The 21,350-nt window shown below is 65.3% G+C and carries 19 protein-coding genes and 1 pseudogene; 9 read left to right on the top strand and 11 right to left on the bottom strand.

Annotation, left to right across the window (positions count from 1 at the left end; genetic code table 11):
* Positions 1-73: 73 nt before the first annotated feature.
* A complete protein-coding gene (locus tag HYH07_RS16985; RefSeq protein ID WP_220003565.1) occupies positions 74-841 on the bottom strand; it encodes a Crp/Fnr family transcriptional regulator in 768 nt (255 codons plus the stop codon).
* A 185-nt stretch (positions 842-1,026) separates the two neighbouring features.
* On the opposite strand from HYH07_RS16985, the gene HYH07_RS16990 reads away from it, so the two are divergent.
* The gene (locus HYH07_RS16990; protein ID WP_220003566.1) at positions 1,027-1,401 is read left to right on the top strand and encodes a response regulator; all 375 of its coding nucleotides are present in this window, start codon (positions 1,027-1,029) and stop codon (positions 1,399-1,401) included.
* Positions 1,402-1,408: 7 nt separating this feature from the next.
* Here the strand turns inward: HYH07_RS16990 and HYH07_RS16995 are convergent, their stop codons facing one another.
* A complete protein-coding gene (locus HYH07_RS16995) occupies positions 1,409-2,956 on the bottom strand; it encodes an alkaline phosphatase (protein WP_220003567.1) in 1,548 nt (515 codons plus the stop codon).
* A gap of 192 nt (positions 2,957-3,148) precedes the next feature.
* Complete coding sequence (locus tag HYH07_RS17000; protein ID WP_220003568.1) at positions 3,149-4,594, bottom strand: TAXI family TRAP transporter solute-binding subunit; 1,446 nt, start codon at positions 4,592-4,594, stop codon at positions 3,149-3,151.
* Between the two features lie 163 nt (positions 4,595-4,757).
* On the opposite strand from HYH07_RS17000, the gene HYH07_RS17005 reads away from it, so the two are divergent.
* Positions 4,758-5,060 (top strand): 4a-hydroxytetrahydrobiopterin dehydratase, encoded by a 303-nt coding sequence (locus tag HYH07_RS17005; RefSeq protein WP_057740564.1) that lies wholly within the window; start codon positions 4,758-4,760, stop codon positions 5,058-5,060.
* Positions 5,061-5,150: 90 nt separating this feature from the next.
* On the top strand, positions 5,151-5,531 hold the full coding sequence (locus HYH07_RS17010) for a YkvA family protein (RefSeq protein WP_220003569.1): 381 nt from the start codon (positions 5,151-5,153) through the stop codon (positions 5,529-5,531).
* A 72-nt stretch (positions 5,532-5,603) separates the two neighbouring features.
* Here HYH07_RS17010 and HYH07_RS17015 read toward each other — a convergent pair whose 3' ends face one another.
* The 3 genes from HYH07_RS17015 to HYH07_RS17025 form a co-directional block, all read right to left on the bottom strand.
* The gene (locus tag HYH07_RS17015; RefSeq protein ID WP_220003570.1) at positions 5,604-6,758 is read right to left on the bottom strand and encodes a TAXI family TRAP transporter solute-binding subunit; all 1,155 of its coding nucleotides are present in this window, start codon (positions 6,756-6,758) and stop codon (positions 5,604-5,606) included.
* Positions 6,759-6,776: 18 nt separating this feature from the next.
* Entirely contained in the window at positions 6,777-7,466 is a 690-nt protein-coding gene (locus HYH07_RS17020) for a hypothetical protein (protein WP_228749605.1), read from the bottom strand.
* A 481-nt stretch (positions 7,467-7,947) separates the two neighbouring features.
* Positions 7,948-8,922, bottom strand: coding sequence for an NADPH:quinone oxidoreductase family protein (locus HYH07_RS17025; protein WP_057740561.1), 975 nt, complete (start codon positions 8,920-8,922; stop codon positions 7,948-7,950).
* A 214-nt stretch (positions 8,923-9,136) separates the two neighbouring features.
* Here HYH07_RS17025 and HYH07_RS17030 point away from each other — a divergent pair, with 214 nt between their 5' ends.
* The 6 genes from HYH07_RS17030 to argG all read left to right on the top strand — a co-directional run bounded on the left by HYH07_RS17030 (position 9,137) and on the right by argG (position 15,059).
* On the top strand, positions 9,137-9,976 hold the full coding sequence (locus HYH07_RS17030; RefSeq protein WP_220003572.1) for an SDR family oxidoreductase: 840 nt from the start codon (positions 9,137-9,139) through the stop codon (positions 9,974-9,976).
* A gap of 114 nt (positions 9,977-10,090) precedes the next feature.
* Positions 10,091-10,762, top strand: coding sequence for an invasion associated locus B family protein (locus HYH07_RS17035; protein WP_220003573.1), 672 nt, complete (start codon positions 10,091-10,093; stop codon positions 10,760-10,762).
* A gap of 181 nt (positions 10,763-10,943) precedes the next feature.
* On the top strand, positions 10,944-12,146 hold the full coding sequence (gene rlmN, locus HYH07_RS17040; protein ID WP_220003574.1) for a 23S rRNA (adenine(2503)-C(2))-methyltransferase RlmN: 1,203 nt from the start codon (positions 10,944-10,946) through the stop codon (positions 12,144-12,146).
* Positions 12,147-12,250: 104 nt separating this feature from the next.
* Positions 12,251-12,745, top strand: coding sequence for a hypothetical protein (locus tag HYH07_RS17045; protein ID WP_220003711.1), 495 nt, complete (start codon positions 12,251-12,253; stop codon positions 12,743-12,745).
* 104 nt (positions 12,746-12,849) lie between these two features.
* Entirely contained in the window at positions 12,850-13,626 is a 777-nt protein-coding gene (locus HYH07_RS17050; protein ID WP_220003575.1) for a phosphatase PAP2 family protein, read from the top strand.
* 95 nt (positions 13,627-13,721) lie between these two features.
* Positions 13,722-15,059: an argininosuccinate synthase gene (gene argG / locus HYH07_RS17055; protein WP_220003576.1), complete on the top strand. Its 1,338-nt coding sequence runs from the start codon at positions 13,722-13,724 to the stop codon at positions 15,057-15,059.
* A 176-nt stretch (positions 15,060-15,235) separates the two neighbouring features.
* On the opposite strand, the gene HYH07_RS17060 is transcribed toward argG, so the two are convergent.
* The 5 genes and pseudogenes from HYH07_RS17060 to HYH07_RS17075 form a co-directional block, all read right to left on the bottom strand.
* On the bottom strand, positions 15,236-17,452 hold the full coding sequence (locus HYH07_RS17060; RefSeq protein ID WP_220003577.1) for an OmpA family protein: 2,217 nt from the start codon (positions 17,450-17,452) through the stop codon (positions 15,236-15,238).
* A 218-nt stretch (positions 17,453-17,670) separates the two neighbouring features.
* Positions 17,671-17,889 (bottom strand): annotated as a pseudogene (locus HYH07_RS36325) (hypothetical protein); the annotation flags it as partial.
* Positions 17,890-17,960: 71 nt separating this feature from the next.
* On the bottom strand, positions 17,961-18,347 hold the full coding sequence (locus tag HYH07_RS17065; RefSeq protein WP_220003578.1) for a VOC family protein: 387 nt from the start codon (positions 18,345-18,347) through the stop codon (positions 17,961-17,963).
* 22 nt (positions 18,348-18,369) lie between these two features.
* A complete protein-coding gene (locus tag HYH07_RS17070) occupies positions 18,370-19,227 on the bottom strand; it encodes an FkbM family methyltransferase (RefSeq protein WP_409363900.1) in 858 nt (285 codons plus the stop codon).
* 131 nt (positions 19,228-19,358) lie between these two features.
* A complete protein-coding gene (locus tag HYH07_RS17075; protein WP_220003580.1) occupies positions 19,359-21,314 on the bottom strand; it encodes an ABC transporter ATP-binding protein/permease in 1,956 nt (651 codons plus the stop codon).
* Positions 21,315-21,350: the final 36 nt, after the last annotated feature.

Raw genomic sequence — 21,350 nt, forward strand, 5'->3', positions numbered from 1 at the left:
GTATAACACGGCGAACATACAGCGTCGCGCACCGGCATCCTCGCCCGGAGCAGGAGAGGCAAGGAGGCGAGCGTCACCCCGTGCTGCTCGCTTCCTCGGTCGGATAAACCCCGCGCAGCACCTCCTCGAAATGCAGCTTCACGGCGTCGTTGCAGAGGCAGGCGCGCAGCCGCAGGCCGTCATGGTTGCGAACCAGGATCGCGCCGCGCCTGGTGTCGAGCACGCCTTCCGCCTTGAACGATTGCAGCACGCGGCTGGCATAGCTTCGCCCCACGCCGAGCAAGGTGGCGAGTTGCTCATGCGTCAGGGGCACGCTGTGCTCATCGCCGGTCCGCTCCATCGCCGCGACGATCCATTTCGCGGTGCGCTGCTCGATCGAATGGATCGCGTTGCAGGCGGTCGACTGGAATATCTGCGCCAGCATGCAGTCGGCATAGCGGGCGAAGATGTTGCGCAGCGACGGCGAGCGCGCCTTGGCCGCGTCCAGCTTGCCGACGTGAATATGCGCGAACGGCCCGCCGAATTTCACGCAGATGCGGGTATAGGCCGGCAGAAATCCCTCGCTGACGATGCCGCCCACCGCGCCTTCGCGGCCGACCAGAATGGTCTCGACGTCGCGGCCGTCTTCGTTCGGGACGAGAAACGTCGCGAGCGACGGCCCGCAGGGAAAGTGCACGATCTGGACATCGTCGCCGGGATTGTAGAGCAGCTGGCTCGCACCGACGTCGCCAACGGTGATATGCGGTGCGAGCAGCGCATAGTCGGTCGCATTCAATCGCCGCAGCAGATTGTTGGCCGGGCGGCTGTCGATCTCGCTCGTCTTGCTGATACGCGCATCCATCGCAAACTCCCCCGTCCTCCTCTCCACATTAGCGAGTTCCGGCCACGGCCTGTGTGCACATGTGGACAGACGTCAAAACAGTTCTGTGGTGAGTTTCGTTCCGGGAACCCTCCGATGCGCTGGGCGCAGGTGTCGCATGAGGTTGTCCTGACGGTGACAACATGCAGCCCTCGATAGCCAACATCATGATACCTGCCTCCCCGGCCGACACCCCTGCCGATGTTCTGATCGTCGAGGACGATCCGATCATCGCGATCGATTTTGAGGATCGGCTGCTCGGCTTTGGCGTGAGACACGTGCGCACCGTGGGCTCGGTCGCGCAGGCGCTGGATGCGATCGCAAGGCGCGCGCCCGACTTCGCGCTGCTCGATGTCGAGCTGATCCGCGAGAAGAGCTTTGCGATCGCCGAGCGGCTGGCAGCGCTGGAGATTCCGTTCGCCTTCGTCACCGGCTATGGTGCGGAGACCAGCATTCCCGCGCAGTTCGCCGCGCATCCGCGGCTGCAAAAGCCGTGCTCCAGCGATGCGCTGGAGGCGGCTTTGCAGGGGCGCGGCGGCTAAATCAGCTTCAGGTGAGTTTCGGATCGAGCGTGGTCGACCACAACGCGACGTCGGCGCGGTCGCGCAAGGTCACCGTCATCTGGCCGGAGGCGCCGTCGATCTTGACGTGGCCGAAGAACTGCATGCCGGCGGACGGCGGCAGGTTCTGCTTGTCGAGGCCGGGCGCCTTGACGAAACGCACCTCGGGGCCAAACGTGTTGTCCATCTCGCCGGGCCCGAACGTTCCCGCATGCAGCGGACCCGACACGAATTCCCAGAACGGCTCGAACTCCTGGAATTGCGCCTTGTCGGGATTGTAATAGTTCGCGGCGGTGTAATGCACGTCGGCGGTCAGCCACACCGTGTTCTTGACCGGCGCCATCTTGATGAAGCGCAGAAGGTCGGCGATCTCAAGCTCGCGACCGCGCGGCGGGCCGTCGCCCTGCGCGAAGGCTTCCGACCCCTTCTTGTTCGGCGCATCGTCGTAAACCAGGATGCTGAGCGGCATGTCGGAGGCGATCACCTTCCATGTCGCACGCGAATTGAGCAGGCCGCGCTTCAGCCAGGCCATCTGCTCGGGCCCGAGGAAATAGCTGGCCGGGCCGTACTCGGTGTCGAGATTGGCGCCGTTCGGGCCGCGATAGCTGCGCTCGTCGAGCACGAACACGTCGAGATGCAGGCCGTAGGAGATCTGGCGATAGACCCGGCCCGGCTCAATGATGCTCTCGCGCATCGGATACATTTCGTGGAATGCGCGGCCGGCGCGCGCGGCGAGCAGCGAGATGTCGCGCACCTTGTAGGTCGCCGGCAGATCCTTCGACAGCGACCAGTTGTTGGTCACCTCGTGATCGTCCCACTGCACGAAGATCGGCACCTCGGCATTGAAGGCGCGGACATTTTCGTCGGTGAAATTGTATTTGTGCGCGGCACGAAACTCGTCCAGCGTTTCCGCAACCTTGGCCTTCTCGGCGATGGTGACGTTCTTCCAGGTCTTGCCGTCGGCAAGCTTGACCTCGGAGGGGATCACGCCGTCGGCATAGATCGTGTCGCCGGAATGCAGGAAGAAGTCCGGGCGATGCTTGCGCATCGCCGAGAAAGTGAACATGCCGCCGTCATCTGGGTTGATGCCCCAGCCTTGGCCGGCGACGTCGCCGCCCCAGACGAAGCTGACGTCGCGGCGGTCGGCCGGCGCGGTGCGGAAGCGGCCGACCACGGGCTCGCCTTCGATCGCGGTGTGGGAGAGATCGCGGAAGCGGACGCGATAGAAGATGTCCTGTCCGCCGGGAAGATTGTCGACCAGCATCTTCGCGGTGAAGTCGCTCTCCGGCAGCGCCGCGATCGGCGGCAGCTTGCGGGCGTCCTTGAAGGTATCAGTCGTCGCCACCTCGACCAGCATCTGCGCGGGCCGGTCGGACCGGGCCCAGACCACGCCGCCGTCGATAGTGACGTCGCCGGACTGCACGCCATGGGTGACCATCGGCCGGTCGGCCGCGCGCGACAGATGCGGCATCGCGATCGCGCCGAGTGCGCCGGCGCTGGTGGTGAGGAATTTGCGGCGGGAGAATTTGATCTTCATGGGATGGCTCGCTGGCTAGCGGTCTCGCGCACATTTGGCGCCGTCATTCCGGGATGGTCCGAAGGGATCGCGATGCGACCCTGAGGACCAGGCCCGGAATCTCGAGATCCCGGGTTCGCGCTTTGCGCGCCCCGGAATGACGGTGGAACCTATATTGAGCCAATGTGACGCTGCAATTACGCGCGCAAACGTCTATGCGTTTCCGGCGGCCCGGAATTGCGCGCCGGCGCGTTGCAGGTTCTGCGGCAGGCTTGATAGCACCGCCTTGCGGTCGGCGACCGCGGCGTGGAATTGGTCGAGCGCGATGTTGAAGGCGGTCAGCGCGCCTTCCTCGATGGCGCCGTGGTCGTAGCAGCGCAGCGTGTCGCGCAGGATATCGTCGGCTTCGGTCTGCATCTGGTCGAGCTCGTCGGTCGTCTCGCTCTTGCGGGCGGCGGTGAGCATGTCGAGCAGGCGTTCGCGTAGATGGCTGTTATTGTCGCGCTCGTCCTTCTTCAGATAGCCCGCGAACCAGGCGCCGAGCGAACCCATGGCCGAAAGCGCCATCAGGCTCCACCAGATATAGTCGCTGTATTTGTCGAGGAAGGTCTTCTCCTCGCCGTCGACAAAGGCGGCGGCGCCCGGATGCACGGGGATCACCGCGTCCTTGTCGGTGTCGGGCGTCTCGATCTTGGCGGCCTGCGGGAAGTCGGTCAGCAATTGCTGGCGCACGGCGAAGAGCTGCCGGGTGAAGGCCGCAACCGTGGTCTCGGACAGGCCTTTGCGCGCCACGATGTGGTGCGAGAAGCTGATGGTCTTGACCTCGTCCTCCGGACGATCGGGCGAGCCGCCATAGGTCCCGGCGGGAATTTCCGAGGCTTCATAGACCGGATGGTTCTGCGCGATGGCATCGGCCGAATCGATCGCGAGAAAGATCGGCGTGCCGCCGTCCTTGGCGGAGGCGGCGATCGCCTCCGCAGTGACCTTGCTGTTGACGGGGCCCGCCGCGAGATAGACGTCGACCTTCTGCGCCTTGATCGCCTCCGCGACCTCGCTCGCAGGAAATTGCACGATATCGACCTTGGCCGGATCGACGCCGTATTGCTGCAGGATCACCTTGAGCAGATTGACGTTGGCCTGCGTCTTGCCGACCACGCCGACGCGATGGCCGGCGAGCTGCGAGATCTTGGTGATCTTCGCGCCCTTCTTCTTGCCCTTGCCGGGCACCGACCACAGCACCACGACGTTCTTGCGCAGCGTTGCGACGGCTTGTGCGTTTTTGGGGACCTCGAGATCACCACGGACGATGGCAAGATCAGCCTTGCCTTCGGCGAGCTGCTCGGCGCTGGCGGTGGCACCGTCGGTCTGGATCGGGCGCAGCCGCACAAAACCCTTGCTCTGCGCAAAGGCCTGCGTCAGCGTCTGGACCACCTTGACGTCGTCGCTGTTGGCGGGACCGACCGCGATCTTCAAGGTCACCGGCCGCATTGCGAAATAGTAGCCGCCGGCCAGCGCGCCGATGATGGCGAGCACCAGCGCCAGAGACACGAGCGCGGTCTTCCGCGCCGCGGATCGCGGCGAAGGCGGAGAGGGCGCTTCAGCCAGGTTGGAATCCCCGGTCATCGATCTCCCAAACAGGCGCTTCAGGCTCAGTTTCATCTTGGCCGGCGGTTTACGCCCGCAATTGTAGCAAATTTCTTGTCCGCCGGGGTTACATCTCCGTCATGGTTAGCGGATCGGCCAAATCCCAAGCGAATCTCCCAAGTGAACCCGGACCGTCAGCACGGTGTTAGGGTAAAGTTCCCCTGAAACGGAGGTCATCATGGCAGAACGTCTATCGGCGGACGCCCGCAAGCAGGCGCTGGGCACCCTCCCCGGCTGGGCCGAGGTCCAGGACGGCAAAGGGATCGGCAAGACCTTTGTCTTCAGGGATTTCAATGAGGCCTTCGGCTTCATGACCCGGGCGGCGCTAACAGCCGAAAAAATGGATCACCACCCGGAATGGCGCAATGTCTACAAGACGGTAGAGGTGGTGCTGTCGACCCATGATGCCGGCGGTCTGACCAAGCTCGACATCGAGCTTGCCACCGCGATGAACGCGATTGCCAAGCTGACGCAGGGCTGACGTCTTGCGGGTCCGGGCCGCATCCCCATCTTGTGATCGTCACCGGATGCGGCCTTCGGTCGCGCCGCCTTAAGCGGGAGTTTTGGGAAGATGGCTGCCGAACACAGCGTCGGCTTCGAGCCGGCGGATCGGCTCGCGGAAGATCGTGACAGCGTGCGCCGCCGCTTCTGGCGCAAGCTGAAGCGCGTCGCCGCGCATCTGCCGTTCACTGAAGATCTGCTCGCGGCCTATTACTGCGCGTTCGACCGGCAGACGCCGCGCCATGTCCAGGCCTCGCTCTTGGGTGCGATCGCCTATTTCATCCTGCCGTTCGACTTCATCCCCGACGTGATGCCGGTGCTCGGCTTCACCGATGACGCCGCCATTCTCGCCACCGCCATTCGCATGGTCGCGAGCCATATCACGCCAGAGCACCGCGAAGCGGCGCGCGCTGCATTGAAGCGTGGGGTGGATGAGGGGGAGGCCGCGTAGCCGTCCCTGTGTCGTCCTGGCGATAGCCAGGACGACACTGAAAGAGATTCCACCACCCACCGCGCCCCACCGCTACTTCTTCTCCGCCCGCGCCTTCTCCGCGTCCCACGCCTGGAATTGCCTGAACAGCGTTTCCCTCTCTGCGTCGGTCACTTTCGCGGCCGCGGGGGTTTGCTTCAGGAATGCCTCGAAGCGTTGCCGCGTCACCGGTTCGATGCCATGTTTGTCGAGCCATTGCTGTGCCACCGGCAATCTGTTCCAGCCGGACAGAGGGGCCGCCAGCGAGACCTCCTTCCACTTCGGATGGAAGGGCGGGTTCTGGAGCGCGGGGAATTTCGTGAAGAAGGCGTCCACGAACAGCGCGAGCTTGCGATAGCGCTCGGTGTTCGGAGCCCAATTATAGGCGGCAAGCACCGCGGGCACCGCGATCGTGTCCACGGTCTCGCCCTCCTTGATCAGGTTCGGATAGTCCTTGGCGTTCAGCGTCGCCGGCAGATAGTCGCTCTGGAGCGGCTTTGCATAATCGACCCCCGCAAGATGGAAGCGTCCGTCATTGGCGAAGTTCGAGACCGATTTGTAAGGCTTGCCCCCGACCACGATGACGGCGTCGATCTCGCCGGCTTTCAGCTTCTCCATCGCGATGCGCTGCTCGACATAGACGAACTTGGCCTTGATCCCGAGCCGCTCGAACACGGTCAGCGCGGTGACGAAGGTGCCGCCGTTCGGCAGGTCCACGCTGACGGTCCTGCCCTCGAGATCCTTGAGCGTCGTGACTGACTTCGGCGCGATCACCTGCATCTCTTCATTGTAGAGCTTGGTCACATAGGTGAACTGCTTCTTGATATCCTTGGCAAAGCCCCTGCGTTCGAGATAGTCGAGCGTGTCGGCACGCACGACGCCGAGATCGACGCCCTGCAGGAACAGAATGTCGGCGACGCTCTGCACCGAGCCGCGGCCGACGATCGGCAGCACGCGGATCTTGTTGCCGTCGTCGAGCACGGAGGCGAGGTCGGCGCCGAACTGCACATAGGTGCCGCCGATCGTGCCGGTGATCAGTGTGACAGTGTTGGCGTTCAACGACTGCTTGGTCGAGGTCGAGCCGAAATGGAAGATGGCCTTCAGTCCGTCCGAGACCTTGGCCGGATCGTATTCGGTCTGCTCGGCGCGTGCCGCGAAGGCACAGATGGTCATGATGGCGGCAACTGCCATTTTCAAAGCGTTACGCATGATGTCCTCTAAAAAGCTCTAGTTGCGAAGCTGGGCGAGGCGCTGCCCCGCCTCCGCCGATCCGAGTGCCGCGGCCTTCTGGTACCAGTCGCGCGCGGCGGCCGCGTCGCCGGCGATGCTCCGTGCGTCGCTGGTGCCCAGCACGGCCGGGTCATAGGTCTGTCCCAGCAGGAACGCGGCCGTCGCATCCTGCGCATTGGCCGCGCGTTCGAGCAGCAGACGGGCTGCAACGATATCGCCGATCCTCAACAGGCTCTTCGCGCGCGTCATCAGCCCGGCGAGCGTGTCGGCGTCGATCGTCTTGACGGGCGCAGGGGGCGCAGGCGGCGCGGCGACGGGTGCGGGTGCCTGGGCTTGCAGCGCCGACTGATAGGCGGTCGCGATCGCTTCGCGGCTCGGCGTTGACGGTGCAGGGAGGTCTTGGGTGTCGGCGCTCGCCAGCTTGGTGTCGGTCACGCGGACCGGATGTTCGAGCGGGGTCTGACGTACGGCCGGCGGGCTGGTCGACGCCATGGCCTGCTCCGCGATGCCCACCCAGCGACCGGCATTGGCGGCCAAGAGGCCGCGAAAGTCGGACTGAAACAGTGTGACCAGAGCCGCCAGGGTGGATGCAGCCAGAACGCTTGCGAGAACACGCGGGACAAATCTGGAGCGCAACTCCACCGGCGCATATTCGCGTGGGTCCGGCGCACCGAGCGGATCGGACAAGAAGAGTGGAATTGGATCGTCCCGTGAAAGATCAGCCCGCGCGGCGCGAGCACGGATAAAGGACGCGGTTGGCGGATGTGATGCGACTCGACTGGAGTCGAGCGCCCTCGACTCCCTCGACGGGCGATGCGCCGTCGTCTCCATGGTGATGCTCCCCATTACTACGTAACGCAGGGGCATTCCCGGCTTCAGTCTTCTTGCTCTTGTCCAGAAGTGTCCCGCAAATGGAACCGGTAAAACGCAGTTTGAATCAGCCCAAAAAACGACGGCGGTTTGCGCGAATCGGGAAAGAGTTGGGTTTGATTGGGGCGGCGCGGGGGAATGCACCGCAATTTTGGCGATGATGGTTGAGGGAGGTTCAACCACACGGCGCCGCGCTCGAGCACCGCGTAGAGGGAGTGGACGCGCGACAACACACGCCAATGTCATCCCGGCTTTCGCAGGGACGACTTGCGGGGGCAGTCTTCGCTATTGCGTCACCTCACGGATGCAAGATCACCTTGCCCATGGCCTGGCGTCCCGCCAGCACCTTCAGTGCGTCGGCGGTCTGCGCCAGCGGGAAGGTGCGGTCGACATGCGATGAAATCTTTCCTTCCGCCGTCCATTTCACCAGCTTCTCGAGATTGGCGCGGTTCTTTTCCGGATTCTGCCGGGTCCAGGCGCCCCAGAACACGCCTCTGATATCGCAGCCCTTCAAGAGCGCCAGGTTCAGCGGCATCTTCGGAATGTCGCCGGCTGCAAAGCCGATGACGAGGAAGCGGCCTTCCCAGGCGATCGAGCGCAACGCCTGTTCGGCATACGCACCGCCCACCGGATCGAAGATGATGTCGACGCCCTTGCCCCCGGTGAGCTTGCGCAGGCCTTCCTTCAGATCTTCCTTGGCGTAGTTCAACGTCAGCTCGGCGCCATGCGCTTTGGCGAATTCGAGCTTCTCTTCGGACGAGGCGCAGGCGATCACCTTCAGCCCCATCAGCTTGCCGAGCTCGCACGCGGCAAGGCCGGTGCCACCGGCAGCGCCGAGCACGGCGAGCGTCTCGCCCGGCTTCGGGCTGGCGCGATCCTCCAGCGCATGCAGTGCGGTGCCGTAGATGATGATGATGCCGGCCGCGCGGTCGTAATCGAGATTGTCGGGAATCTTCACGATGCCGGCTGCCGGCAGCGCGATCTTTTCGCGCGCGCCGTTGTGACCGCACGAGGCGACCACCCGATCGCCGACTTTGAGATCAGTCACGCCGGATCCAACGCTCTCGATCACGCCGGCGACTTCGGCGGCGGGCGAGAACGGGAACGGCGGCTTGATCTGGTACTTGCCCTGGATCATCAGGATGTCGAAGAAATTCAGCGCCGCCGCCTTGATCGCGATCACGGCCTCGCCGGGACCAGCCACCGGATCCGGCACATCGGCGAGCACGAGATCGTCGGGCTGGCAATATTGCGAACAGAGGATGGCTTTCATGGCGGCACCTTCTCGAGAAGTAAGTAGTGGGGCGTTTCGAGTGGAATTATAGTTGGAGCGGTTTTGCCGGATTTAGCGCGACCGGACAATCCGGATTCTTTGGTCTGACGCAATGTTCGGCCTATCCTCGTCATTGCGAGCCAACGGGTCCGCGCAAAGCGCGGCCCGTTGGCTCGCAATGACGGAGCAAGCAGAAACAGCGAGGATTCAAACGATGTTTGAACCAGGTCTGCTCAGGGACAAGCGCATCCTCGTCACCGGCGGCGGCTCGGGCCTCGGTGCTGCGATGGGGCGCCGCTTCCTCAGCCTAGGCGCCGAGCTCGTGATCTGCGGCCGCAAGCTCGACCGTCTCGAAGCGACCGCGAGCGAGATGCGCGCAGAGACCGGCGGCAAGGTCACGACCATCGCATGCGATGTTCGCGATGGTGCCGCGGTCGACGCGATGATGGACGCGATCTGGCGCGAGGCGCCACTCGACATCCTCGTCAACAACGCTGCCGCGACCTTCATCGCGCAGAGCGAGCATCTGTCGTTCCGCGCGGCCGATGCGATCCTGGCGCCGACGCTGCATGGTGCGATGTACTGCACGCTCGCTGCCGGCAAGCGCTGGATCGATGGTGCGCACAATGGTGTCGTGCTCTCGATCCTGTCGACCTCGACCATCACCGGCCGTGCCTTCACGGTCCCATCCGCGATGGCGAAGTCGGGGGTGCTGGCGATGACCAGGAGCCTCGCGGTGGAATGGGGCCCGAAGGGCATCCGCACCGTCGCGATCGCGCCGGGGCCATTCCCGACGCCGGGCGCATCGGGGCAGCTCCGCCCCGAGGGCCGCGACGAGGGGTGGACCACCCGCAACCCGCTGGGACGCGTCGGCCAGCATAGCGAGCTCGCCGACCTCGCCAGCTTCCTGGTCTCGGATCGCGCCGGATACATCAACGGTGAGATGGTGGTGATCGACGGCGGCGCGCATTTGCGCAGTTCCGGGGCCGAGGACCTGTTGCGATGGACTGATGCGCAATGGGCGGAACAGCGCGCCGCGCGGTCCAAAAGCTAACCGTGTTGTCCCGCTAACTGCCTTCCCAAACTGGACTTTCCCAGTTATCCCTGCGCGGGGACAAATCGCCGCCGGGCCATCTTCCAGTCACAATATTGAGGGAACCACTCCAGCATGTGGCGGGCGCTCTTTTTTGCTTTGATGACTGGCGTGGCGGCGTGGGGGTGGGGTGAATCCGCGCGCGCCCAAACCGCGCAACCGGCGCCGAAGGCGGCGGCCAAGCCGGCGGCACCAGCCGCCAAGACCGAAGCCAAGCCTGAAGCCAAGCCTGAAGCCAAGTCGGCCGCCAAGCCCGAGAGCAAGCCGGCCTCCCCTGCCGCGGCAGTCGCGGGTGGCGCGGAGCCGACGCTGATCGGCCAATTCGGCACCTGGGGTGCCTATGCGGCGACACCCAACGGCAAGAAGGTCTGCTTTGCGCTAGCAAAGCCTTCCTCGTCGAAGACAAATCCGCCGAACCGGCCGCGTGACCCCGCCTATGCCTTCGTCTCGACCCGGCCGGCCGAGAAGGTGAACAACGAAGTCTCCGTAATGATCGGCTACGCGCTGAAGCCGGGCTCGGAATCGACCGTCGAGGTCGGCGGCGCCTCCTTCGCGATGTACACGCAGGGCGACGGCCTCTGGATCAAGAACGCGGCCGAGGAGGAGCGAATGGTGGAGGCCATGCGCAAATCCGCCGATCTCGTGGTCAAGGGCGTCTCGGCCAAGGGGACGGAGACGACCGATACATTCTCACTGAAGGGCCTCGCCCAGGCTCTCGACAAGATTGCGCAGGATTGCCGGCGGTAAGGCTAAGTAATTGCCACGGTCGCAATCGGCGGTTCCGGTTGCTATATAAAGCCGGTTCCACAGTTTCAGTCGTCATGGCCGGGCTTGACCCGGCCATCCACGTGCGAGCCACAGGCGAAGAAGACGTGGATGCCCGGGGACAAGCCCGGGCATGACGAGACAGCAACTATTCAGGCAAACAATGCAACCGACGACCGAGCCGCACAACGCAATCCTGGTGGAGAAGACTCCGCTCGAAACCTATGTGCCGCCGGCAAAGCCGTCGCTGATCGGCCTGTCGCGCACTGAACTTGCCGACCGTCTCGGCGAGATCGGCGTCGCGCCGGCACAGCGCAAGATGCGCGTGCAGCAGCTCTGGCACTGGCTCTATTTCCGCGGCGCCCAGAGCTTCGACGACATGACCTCGATCTCGAAGGGCATTCGCGCCGAGCTCGCGCAGCATTTCACCGTCGACCGGCCCGAAGTCGTGGCCGAGCAGATCTCCAACGACGGCACCCGCAAATGGCTACTGCGGCTGCCGAGCGGCGACGTCGTTCAGAAGGCGCATGAAGTCGAATGCGTCTACATCCCCGAGACCGATCGCGGCACGCTCTGCGTCTCCTCGCAGGTCGGCTGCACGCTCAATTGCTCGTTCTGCCACACCGGCACGCAGCGCATGGTGCGCAATCTCACCGCCGGCGAGATCGTCGGCCAGATCATGGTCGCGCGCGATCGTCTTAATGATTGGGCTGACCGCGAGGACGGCACGCGCCGCGTCACCAATATCGTGATGATGGGCATGGGCGAGCCGCTCTACAATTTCGACGCGGTGCGCGATGCGTTGCTCATTGTCGGCGACAATGAAGGCATCGGCATCTCTCGTCGCCGCATCACGCTGTCGACCTCGGGCGTGGTGCCGAACATCGTGCGCGCCGGCGAGGAGATCGGCGTCATGCTCGCGATCTCCTTGCATGCGGTGCGCGACGAGCTGCGCAACGAGCTGGTGCCGCTCAACCGCAAATATCCGATCAAGGAGCTGCTGCAGGCCTGCCGCGATTATCCTGGAGCCTCGAACGCCCGCCGCATCACCTTCGAATATGTGATGCTCAAGGGCGTCAACGATTCGCTCGACGATGCAAAGCTGCTGGTGAAGCTGCTCAAGGGCATTCACGCCAAAATCAATCTGATCCCGTTCAATCCCTGGCCCGGCACCGCCTATGAATGCTCGGACTGGGACCAGATCGAAAAATTCTCCGAATACATCTTCAACGCCGGCTATTCCTCGCCGGTGCGCACCCCGCGCGGCCGCGACATCCTCGCCGCCTGCGGCCAGCTCAAGTCGGAGACGGAAAAGCTCTCGGCCCGCGAGCGCCAGGCGCTGCGCGCCATGGCGATGACGGATTAGCTAGCGATGTGCGCGCTCTCGCCTCCTCGTCATTGCGAGCCACCGGGGCCGCGCTTCGCGCGGCCCCGGTGGCTCGCAATGACGACTACGGTGACTTTGCCCGCATGTCCCTGATCGGCCGCCTCATCGTCATCTTCATCGGCTTTCTCGCCGCCTGTTTCGTCGGCGGCATGATCGTCGTCGGCGCGCTGCTGTTTCCTGAGTTCTCCGATCTCGGAGCCGGTCCTGTCGATCAGGGCACGATCGACATCCTGCTCGGCTTCGGCTTCATCTTCGTCTCCGGTTTTGCACTGGTGCCGGCGGCGGTGATCGTGGCGATCACGGAAGCGCTCTATATCCGCAGCGCGCTCGCCTATGCCGTCGGCGGCGGCCTGGTCGGGCTCGCCTGCTATCTCGGCCTCATCCCGTTCCATCCCGATACGTTCCAATTCGAAGGTATCGTGCGCCGGCATCTGGAGATCATGACCGGCGCGGGCATCATCGCCGGCGTCGTCTACTGGCTGATCGCCGGTCGCAATGCCGGGGCCTGGCGCATCCCGCCGGCCCCGCGCCGGCCGCCTCCGCCGCTCCCGTCGAATTCAAGGCCGGATGTGCGGTGACGGCATTCCCTCGTGACGCGAAGCTGCGCACCACACAATCAGCGCCCGCGTCACGATGGATTCCAGGGTTTCCATCCCCGTCCCACTCCGCTAAACCGCGCGCCATGAACCGGACTGGACTCTTCATCGCCCTGGCGCTGTGGCTCGTGATCGGCGTCGTTTTCGGCCTTTATCCCGAACTCGATCTCAAGCTCGCCGCGCTGTTCTTCGATCCCCAAACCAAATCCTTTCCGCTCAAGCTGAACGAATGGGCCGCCATCGCGCGCGATGCTGCGATGTGGGTCTCCTGGGTGTTCGTGCTGCCGTCGCTGGTCGCGCTCGTGGTCAAGATGATCAGGCCCGACCGTCCCCTGATGGTGTCGGGACGCGCGATCGTGTTCCTGCTGGTCACGATCATCATGTCGGCCGTCATTCTCTCGAACCTCACCTTCAAGACCTATTGGGGCCGGCCGCGGCCGGTGGTGGTGACCGAGTTTGCCGGCGATCAGCAATTCGTGGCGTGGTGGGATCCGCGGGGCGATTGCGAACGCAATTGCTCTTTTTTCTCGGGCGAGGGTGCGACGGCATTCTGGACGCTGGCCCCCGCCGCGCTGGCCCCTCCGGCCTGGCGGCCGCTCGCCTATGCCGGCGCAGTGGTGTTCGGCGCCGTGACCAGCGCCCTGCGCATGGCCTTTGGCGGCCACTTCTTCACTGATGTCGCAACCGCCGGCCTCGTCACCTTCGTCGTGATCTGGTTCGCTTTCGCGTTGATCTACCGCTGGCCGCGGACCCGGTTCTCGGATGAGGCGGTCGATGCCGCCCTGACCCGGCTGAACATGCCCGCCTATCGGCTCCGCAAGCGCCTGTTCGGCCGCAAGACGGGTCCCGCACCCTCGATCTGAGGCCATTAAATGGGTGCCGAGGCGTGCGAAATTTGATATTCGCGCGGTCACGTTCACCCTCACGTCAGCCCTTGAAACCCCGAATTGGAAGCCCCATGACCACGATCCTGAAAAGCCTGCCCAAGGGTGAGAAAGTCGGCATCGCCTTTTCGGGCGGCCTCGACACCTCGGCGGCGCTGCTCTGGATGAAGCAGAAGGGCGCGCGCTGCTACGCCTATACCGCCAATCTCGGCCAGCCCGACGAGGCCGACTACAACGAGATCCCGCGCAAGGCGGAAGCGTTCGGCGCCGAGAAGGCCGTGCTGGTCGATTGCCGCACGCAGCTGGTGCACGAGGGCATCGCCGCGATCCAGTCCGGCGCCTTCCACATCTCGACCGGCGGCATCACCTATTTCAACACCACGCCGCTCGGCCGCGCCGTCACAGGCACGATGCTGGTCGCGGCGATGAAGGAGGACGGCGTCAACATCTGGGGCGACGGCTCGACCTTCAAGGGCAATGACATCGAGCGCTTCTATCGCTACGGCCTGCTGACCAATCCGTCGTTGCGCATCTACAAGCCCTGGCTCGACCAGCAGTTCATCGACGAGCTCGGCGGCCGCGCCGAGATGTCGGCATTCATGACCGCGCAGGGCTTTGCCTACAAGATGAGCGCCGAGAAAGCGTACTCCACCGACAGCAATCTGCTCGGCGCGACGCACGAAGCGAAAGATCTCGAAAGCCTCGACAGCGGCATCAAGATCGTCAACCCGATCATGGGCGTGCCGTTCTGGCGCGACGATTGCGTCGTCAAGGCCGAGAAGGTCGTGGTGCGTTTCGAGGAAGGCCAGCCAGTCGCGCTGAACGGCAAGACCTTCTCTGATCCGGTCGCGCTGTTCCTCGAAGCCAACGCTATCGGCGGCCGTCACGGCCTTGGTATGAGTGACCAGATCGAGAACCGCATCATCGAAGCCAAGAGCCGCGGCATCTACGAGGCGCCCGGCATGGCGCTCTTGCATATTGCTTATGAGCGTCTCGTCACCGGCATCCACAACGAGGACACGATCGAGCAGTACCGCATCAGCGGCATGCGCCTTGGTCGCCTGCTCTATCAGGGCCGCTGGTTTGATTCGCAGGCGTTGATGCTGCGCGAGACCGCGCAGCGCTGGGTTGCCCGCGCCGTCACCGGCGAGGTGACGCTCGAGCTGCGCCGCGGCAACGACTATTCGATCCTCAACACCGAGAGCCCGAACCTGACCTATGCGCCTGAAAGGCTCAGCATGGAGAAGGTCGAGGACGCCGCGTTTACGCCGGCCGACCGCATCGGTCAGTTGACCATGCGCAACCTCGACATCGCCGACACGCGCACCAAGCTCGGTCTCTATTCGAAGACCGGACTTCTCTCCGGCAGCGAAGGCTCGCAGATTTTCCGGCTCGAGAGCGACAAGGAATAGTCTTGTAGGGTGGGCAAAGGCGCGCTCTTCGCGCGCCGTGCCCACCACTTGCAAATGGTGGGCACGGCGCAAGTGCGCCTTTGCCCACCCTACGATTGCTGTGTCCGGGGCACGAGAACAACCAAAACAAAAATGGCCGGGATCGCTCCCGGCCGTTTTGCTTTGTGGCTATCGTCTCAGCGCGGCGGCGTGACGCCGGGCGGGGGCGGCGGCAGCGAGGCCGTGCCGCCATTGAGCAGCGGCGTGATGCGGCGGATGGTGACGCGCCGGTTGATGCGGCTCGGACCGTCGGTCTGCTCCTTCAGGTACTGCTTGCCGTAACCCTGCGACGTCAGGTTCTCGGCGGGCACGCCGAACTGCTGCGTCAGCAATTCGGCTGCGGCCTGCGCGCGGCGATCCGACAGCGACAGATTGTCGACGTCATTGCCGACCGCATCGGTGTGTCCCTCGATCAGGAACACCTCGCGCGGGTTGCGCTGGATCGCACGATTGAGGCCGTCGGCGATCACCTGCAGCCGCGCCGCCTGATCCGGCGGAATGGTCCACGATCCGGTCTCGAAATTGAGCGTGTTGACATCGATGCTCGGCATCGCCATGCGGACGTTCGGCGAGTAGCGGATCTCGTCGAGCGAATAACGCCGCTCGATCCGCTGCACCGGCGGTGCTTCCATGGTCTCGTAGATCACGTCAGGCGAGGCTTCCTGAGCGTCGACGATGTAGCGATCGTAGGGAATGTTGACGACCGGCGGCGGCACGTCGACATAGAAGCCGCCCACCGACCGCGGATCGCGGTAGCTGTTGTCGATGATGACGAGCTCGCGCCCGCCGGGGTCCCTGCGGATACGGCGCAGCAGCGAACCATCGGGACCGACCACGGTGATCACCTCGCTGCCGTCGGGACGGATCACGACGGTGCGGGTTTCGCCGCCGACGGTCTCGGTGCGGATGTCGCGGGCGCCGTAGCGGAAGCGGTAGAGATCGTTGCCGCGAACATATTCCTGACCGCTGGGGTCGCGGATGATGATGCGATCCGGTTCGGTGTAGACGGTACGGCCGCCTTCGACGATCTCCTGCCGCTGGTTGCGGTAGTCGGCGATGGTGGCGCCGATCACGGCACCGGCGACGACGCCCGCGCCGAAGGCGAGCGGCGTCAGGTCACGCTGCGGCGGGCGCGGCGGCGGCGGCAGCGGAGCGGCCACTGCCGGCGCCGCGCGGAACGCCGGCGTAACCGTCGGCGGTGCGTATTGAGCCTTGTCGGGCGGCGGAGCCGCGGCCGGTGAGGCAGGAACGACTGTCGGAGCTGCGACGCCGGGCGGCGGCGCCGGGGGACGCGGCGCGGTGCCCGCCTGCGGTGCCGCAGGCGGTGTTCCGGGAGCAGGCGCCGTTCCGGCAGCGGGTGCGCCCGGGGGTGGCGTTGCACCCTGGCGTCCTGGCGTTGCGCCACCGGGCGCCGGCGTGGCCGTTGGAGCCGGGGTTGGAGTCGTTGTTCCTGCCGCCGGCGGCGCGCCGGGACGTCCTGATGGCGTCGTGCCGGGCGCTGGCGTTGCTGACGGCGCCGGTGTGGCTGTCGGGGTTGGAGCCGGCGTCGGCCGACCCGCCGGCGCTGCTGGCGCCGGCGTGGCTGTCGGGGCTGGAGTCGGCGTCGGCCGGCCCGCCGGCGCTGCTGGCGCCGGTGTGGCCGTCGGGGTTGGAGTCGGCGTCGGCCGGCCTGCTGGCGCTGCGGGTGTCGGTGTGGCCGTCGGGGTTGGAGTCGGCGTCGGCCGGCCCGCCGGCGCTGCGGGTGACGGTGTGGCCGTCGGGGCTGGCGTTGCCGCGGGCGCTGGCCGAGCCGCAGGGGCCGCGGGCGGCGGAGGCGTTGGCGTTGCGGCCGGACGAGCCGGTGTCACGGTCGGCGCCGGCGGCGGTGCAGCGGGAGCGTGCTGCTGCGGAGGCGGCGGCGGAGGCGGTGTCGGCGCATGCTGCTGCGGAGCCGCAGCCGGCGGCGGCGTCGGCGGCTTGGGTGCAGCAGGCGGCGGGGGCGGCGGGGCCTGATGGGTCGCGGGCGGCGGAGGCGGCGGCGTCGGGCGTGCCGGTGCGGCAGCCGGTGGGGGTGGAGCAGGCGGGTGCGGCGGTGCAGCGGCCGGGGGCGGTGCGGCCGGGGGCTTGGGCGCAGCAGGCGGCGGGGGAGGCGGAGCGGCGGGAGGCGGCGTCGCCGGGCGGGCGGCGGGCGCACCGGGCGGGGGTCCCTTTGGCGCTTCCTTCGGAGGCTGCTTCGGTTTTCCGTCAGGGCCCGTCTCCGGCTGGGCCTGCGCGACCACGAGCGGCGGCGCGCTTTGCGCATGAGCTGCGGAGCAGGCAAATTGCATCGCGGTCAGGGCCGTCGTGGCGAGCAGCACGAAACGAAGGTTGGTCATGTGGTTGAACTTCCCCGGAAGGTTCTTTGACGATGTGAAGTCGGGTGATGAACAGCTACGCGTTAGGCTGGATTGTGGCGGGCGAAGACATTGCGTCGCGATTTATTTCTGCATGCAAATCATGTCACGAGGACAACGTTCATTGCGTATTCAGGCGTGAGTCGCAATCGCCTCAGATGTGATTGCTCTCGTCTCGCACGTGACACGAGCGACGAATTGGCATCCGTCGCGGGATTGGGTGCGAGCGGACCGTTCGGTCCGCGCGATGGAATCTCTTCAGGCATGCGGCCTGGCAATTCATCAGGTCGCGGCGATTGCCCGGGCTCGTGTACCGGCGGCGTGATTTCAGGCTGCGGATTGCCCGGCGGGATGCCGGGCGGCGGCTCGGTCGGCGTGCCGGGTGTCGATGGCGGTATCTCGGGCGGTTCGATCGGCATCGGCAGCACGGGGTCAGTTGTCAGGAGAACGACAACGATGATGTGGCGCCGATGTTCCGCCTCACGCTGCCCTATTCCGGCGTGTGGCAGACGGCCTCGATGTTGTGGCCATCAGGGTCGAGCACGAAGGCGCCGTAATAGTTCGCGTGATAATGCGGGCGCAGGCCGGGCGGCCCGTTGTCGCGGCCGCCTGCCGCCATCGCAGCCTTGTAGAACGCGTCAACTGTGGCGCGGTCTTTCGCAGATATCGCGACATGCACCGGCTTGTTCATGGCGCCCTTTCCCTCGATCCAGAAATCGGGCTTGCCGTTCGCGCCGAAGCCGGCGGCCGCGGCGTGACCGGTCTGCTCCGCCGTCACTTCCATGATCATGCTGTAATCGAGCGGCGCGAGCGCCTTCGCATAGAACGCCTTCGCGGCCTCATAGTCGGAGACGGAGAGGCCCAAATGATCGATCATCGTATCCTCCTTGGGTTCGGCGTCAGCGCGACAGGAACGTATTGCTGCGCGTCTTGCGCGCGACGGTAAAGCCGCGCGCAACCATGTCAGCGATACAATCCTGCTGCCATTCGTTCTGTGACAGATGCTCGATCACGACGGCGCGGGGCCACAGCGATGGGGGCGCGTCGCGGAAGAATCCGATCAGCACGCGGTCCTCGAATCCCTCGACGTCGATCTTGAGCGAATCGACTTGGGTCACGCCGGCCTCGTCCAGAATGCGTGTCAGCCGCAGCGACGGCACCTTGATGGCCTCCGTGCTGGCCGCGCCGGTGACGACATGCGTGGCGCCGAGATTGCCGCCGCCGCTCTCGATCATCAGCTCGCCGTCGGCATCTCCCGCGGCCGCCTGCACCAGGCGAACCTGCGTCGCTTCCGAAGCGGAATGGTTGAACGAGAGCCGGTTGAAGGTGAGGGGATGCGGCTCGATCGCGACAACCTTGCCACCGGGCCCGACCTGCCGCGCCATCACCAAAGCAAACGTGCCGACATTGGCGCCGACGTCGACGAACGTGCCGCCGATCGGCGTGTGCTGACGCAGGAAGTCGAGCTCGTCGATGTTGTAATCGGGGTTGAACAGCGCGCCGCGCTCGGTGGCGCTGCCCTGATGATAGAAGCGGAACGAAGCGCCCTGATATTTCACGTCGACCGGGCCGCTGCGCAGCAGATGAACCAGCCGCGACATCCAGGGCCGGAACGCGCCGCGCCTCAGCCCCGATCCCTGCACGAGACTGATAATCGCTGCCTGCGCTGCGTTGGGCGCAAACGCGCCGAATGGCGCGGTCGAAAGGGAATTGTCGGGCGTCAAGCAGGCGGTCCTCGTTGCGGGCGGCGCATGCATAGCCGGTTTTGCCGGGGACTCCAATCTTCACGAGAGTTTGTAGCCCGGATGGAGCGAAAGCGGAATCCGGGGTTCTCGCGTCGCCGATAGACTTTCCCGGATTGCGCTGCGCTCCATCCGGGCTACGGATCTCACGCCGCCTTCTTCGCCGCCTTTCGCTGGCGCAGGAATCGCCCGAGCAGCCTGCGCCGGCCCTTGCGGGGAATCAGGTCGATATCGCTGACGAGCTTGGCGCCGCCCTTGTGGCGCTCCAGCACGATCTTGCGGCTGTGGAAGGCCTCCAGCTCGACACGATGCGCGACGCTGATGATGGTCGCCTTCGGCAGCTCGTCCGTGACCATCTGCATCATCTTGTCCTGACTCTTCTCGTCGAGCGCCGAGGTCGCTTCGTCAAGCACGACGATATCGGGGGTGTGGAGCAAGAGCCGCGCGAAGGCGAGGCGCTGCTTCTCGCCGCCTGAGAGGGTCTGATCCCAAGGCCCTTCTTCGGCAATCTTCTCCTTGAGATGATTGAGGCCGACCTTGTGCAGGGCCTCGCCGATCTCCTCGACAGTCCAGTCCTCCTCGGCGCCGGGATAGGCGACCGCGCGGCGCAGACTGCCTGAGGGCACGTAGGGCCGCTGCGGCAGCATGAACAGCCGCCGGTCGGGATGGAAGTTGACGCTGCCGCCGCCCCATGGCCACAGGCCTGCGATGGCGCGCACCAGCGTGCTCTTGCCGGTGCCGGATTCGCCCGCGACCAGGAGCCGCTCGCCGGACTCGATCACCACCTCGGTCTCGCCGACCACGGCGGTGCCGTCGTCCAGCGTGACGGAAAGGTCGTGCAGCTCCAGCATCGCATCGTTGCTGGTTTCGCCGCGCTTGATGCGGCCAAGGCCGTCGCCCTGCTCGGCACGCTCGAGGCCGTCGAGCGACATCATCAGCGAGGCGATGCGGCGCGCGCAGGCGTTCCAGTCGGCGAGCCTGGGATAATTGTCGACCAGCCAGCCGAATGCGCTCTGCACGATGGTGAAGGCGGAGGCCGCCTGCATCACTTGTCCGAGGCTCATGCTGCCGTCGAGGAATTTTGGCGCGCACAGCAGCAGCGGCACGACCGGGGCAACGAGGCTCGAGCCCTGCGACACCAGCGTGGTCCGCATGTGTTGTCCCGCGAGCCGCGCCCATTGCCTGAGCACGTTGGAAAAATTGCGATCGATGCCGCCGCGTTCCTCCTCTTCGCCGCCGAGCAGCGCGATGCTCTCGCCGTTCTCGCGCACGCGTGTCAGCGTGTAGCGGAAATCGGCTTCCGCCTGGTTCTTGTCCTCGGAGACCTGCACGAATTGACGGCCGATCACCATGATCGAGCCCGAGGCGATCGCGGCATAGAGCACCGCGGCGATCACGAGGAAGCCCGGTATGGTGATGGCGGAGCCGCCAAGCGTGACGGTCAGCGCGCCGCCGATGGTCCAGAGCACGACGATGAAGGTTGCCGCGGACAGCAGCGCCGAGGTCACCCCGGCGAGAAAATCGACCGGCGAGTCGGTCGCGATGCGCAAATCCTCGGCGATCCGGTATTCCGGATTGTTGTGGTCGCCGCCGACGAGGTTAAGCTGGTAGTAGCGCCCGTTCGCGAGCCAGCGCGTCAGCACGCTATTGGTGAGCCAGGCGCGCCAGCGTCGCTGGATTCCCATCCGCGCAAACACCTGGACGACAGCGAGCGCGATACTGCCGATGGCGAGCGGGAAGAACACAGCGCTGAGGTGAAAGACGGTGGTCGCGTCGCGCTTCTCGATGGCGTCGAAGATCGCCCGATTCCAGACATTGATGCCGTATTGGAAGCCGACGGTGAGAACGATGAGCACGACGAGGCCGATCGAGAACGGCCAGGCCAGGCGGTCGCCCTTGCGGCTCCAGAAGCCGCGCGCACTGATCCAGAAGCGGGTGAGGAGATAATCCTTGCGCGCCTGCTCGACCTCCTCGGGGGTAAGCTCGGAATCGGGCTCGAGCACTTCCGGCGGCGGCGGGGCGACCTCATCGCCATTCTCGCCGGTAATCTTCACGATGGGCGGTGTCTTGCCCGGCTCACTGTTTCGGACCGGCTTCTGCATGAGCGGACAACGCGAGCCGGTTCCCTCGGGTTCCTG

It is taken from the genome of Bradyrhizobium sp. BR 10261 (genome assembly GCF_019455395.1).
GTDB lineage: Bacteria > Pseudomonadota > Alphaproteobacteria > Rhizobiales > Xanthobacteraceae > Bradyrhizobium > Bradyrhizobium manausense.

What these genes read in the sequence shown, in the direction of transcription:
- HYH07_RS17035 (WP_220003573.1), top strand. Translation starts at nt 10,091, where the DNA reads ATGTGGCGGGCGCTCTTTTTTGCTTTGATGACTGGCGTGGCGGCGTGG.
- HYH07_RS17030 (WP_220003572.1), top strand. Translation starts at nt 9,137, where the DNA reads ATGTTTGAACCAGGTCTGCTCAGGGACAAGCGCATCCTCGTCACCGGC.
- HYH07_RS17075 (WP_220003580.1), bottom strand. Translation starts at nt 21,314, where the DNA reads ATGCAGAAGCCGGTCCGAAACAGTGAGCCGGGCAAGACACCGCCCATC.
- rlmN (WP_220003574.1), top strand. Translation starts at nt 10,944, where the DNA reads ATGCAACCGACGACCGAGCCGCACAACGCAATCCTGGTGGAGAAGACT.
- HYH07_RS17070 (WP_409363900.1), bottom strand. Translation starts at nt 19,227, where the DNA reads ATGCATGCGCCGCCCGCAACGAGGACCGCCTGCTTGACGCCCGACAAT.
- HYH07_RS17000 (WP_220003568.1), bottom strand. Translation starts at nt 4,594, where the DNA reads ATGAAACTGAGCCTGAAGCGCCTGTTTGGGAGATCGATGACCGGGGAT.
- HYH07_RS17060 (WP_220003577.1), bottom strand. Translation starts at nt 17,452, where the DNA reads ATGACCAACCTTCGTTTCGTGCTGCTCGCCACGACGGCCCTGACCGCG.
- HYH07_RS17015 (WP_220003570.1), bottom strand. Translation starts at nt 6,758, where the DNA reads ATGCGTAACGCTTTGAAAATGGCAGTTGCCGCCATCATGACCATCTGT.
- HYH07_RS16985 (WP_220003565.1), bottom strand. Translation starts at nt 841, where the DNA reads ATGGATGCGCGTATCAGCAAGACGAGCGAGATCGACAGCCGCCCGGCC.
- HYH07_RS16995 (WP_220003567.1), bottom strand. Translation starts at nt 2,956, where the DNA reads ATGAAGATCAAATTCTCCCGCCGCAAATTCCTCACCACCAGCGCCGGC.
- HYH07_RS17005 (WP_057740564.1), top strand. Translation starts at nt 4,758, where the DNA reads ATGGCAGAACGTCTATCGGCGGACGCCCGCAAGCAGGCGCTGGGCACC.
- HYH07_RS17045 (WP_220003711.1), top strand. Translation starts at nt 12,251, where the DNA reads ATGTCCCTGATCGGCCGCCTCATCGTCATCTTCATCGGCTTTCTCGCC.
- HYH07_RS17010 (WP_220003569.1), top strand. Translation starts at nt 5,151, where the DNA reads ATGGCTGCCGAACACAGCGTCGGCTTCGAGCCGGCGGATCGGCTCGCG.
- HYH07_RS17065 (WP_220003578.1), bottom strand. Translation starts at nt 18,347, where the DNA reads ATGATCGATCATTTGGGCCTCTCCGTCTCCGACTATGAGGCCGCGAAG.
- HYH07_RS16990 (WP_220003566.1), top strand. Translation starts at nt 1,027, where the DNA reads ATGATACCTGCCTCCCCGGCCGACACCCCTGCCGATGTTCTGATCGTC.
- argG (WP_220003576.1), top strand. Translation starts at nt 13,722, where the DNA reads ATGACCACGATCCTGAAAAGCCTGCCCAAGGGTGAGAAAGTCGGCATC.
- HYH07_RS17050 (WP_220003575.1), top strand. Translation starts at nt 12,850, where the DNA reads ATGAACCGGACTGGACTCTTCATCGCCCTGGCGCTGTGGCTCGTGATC.
- HYH07_RS17025 (WP_057740561.1), bottom strand. Translation starts at nt 8,922, where the DNA reads ATGAAAGCCATCCTCTGTTCGCAATATTGCCAGCCCGACGATCTCGTG.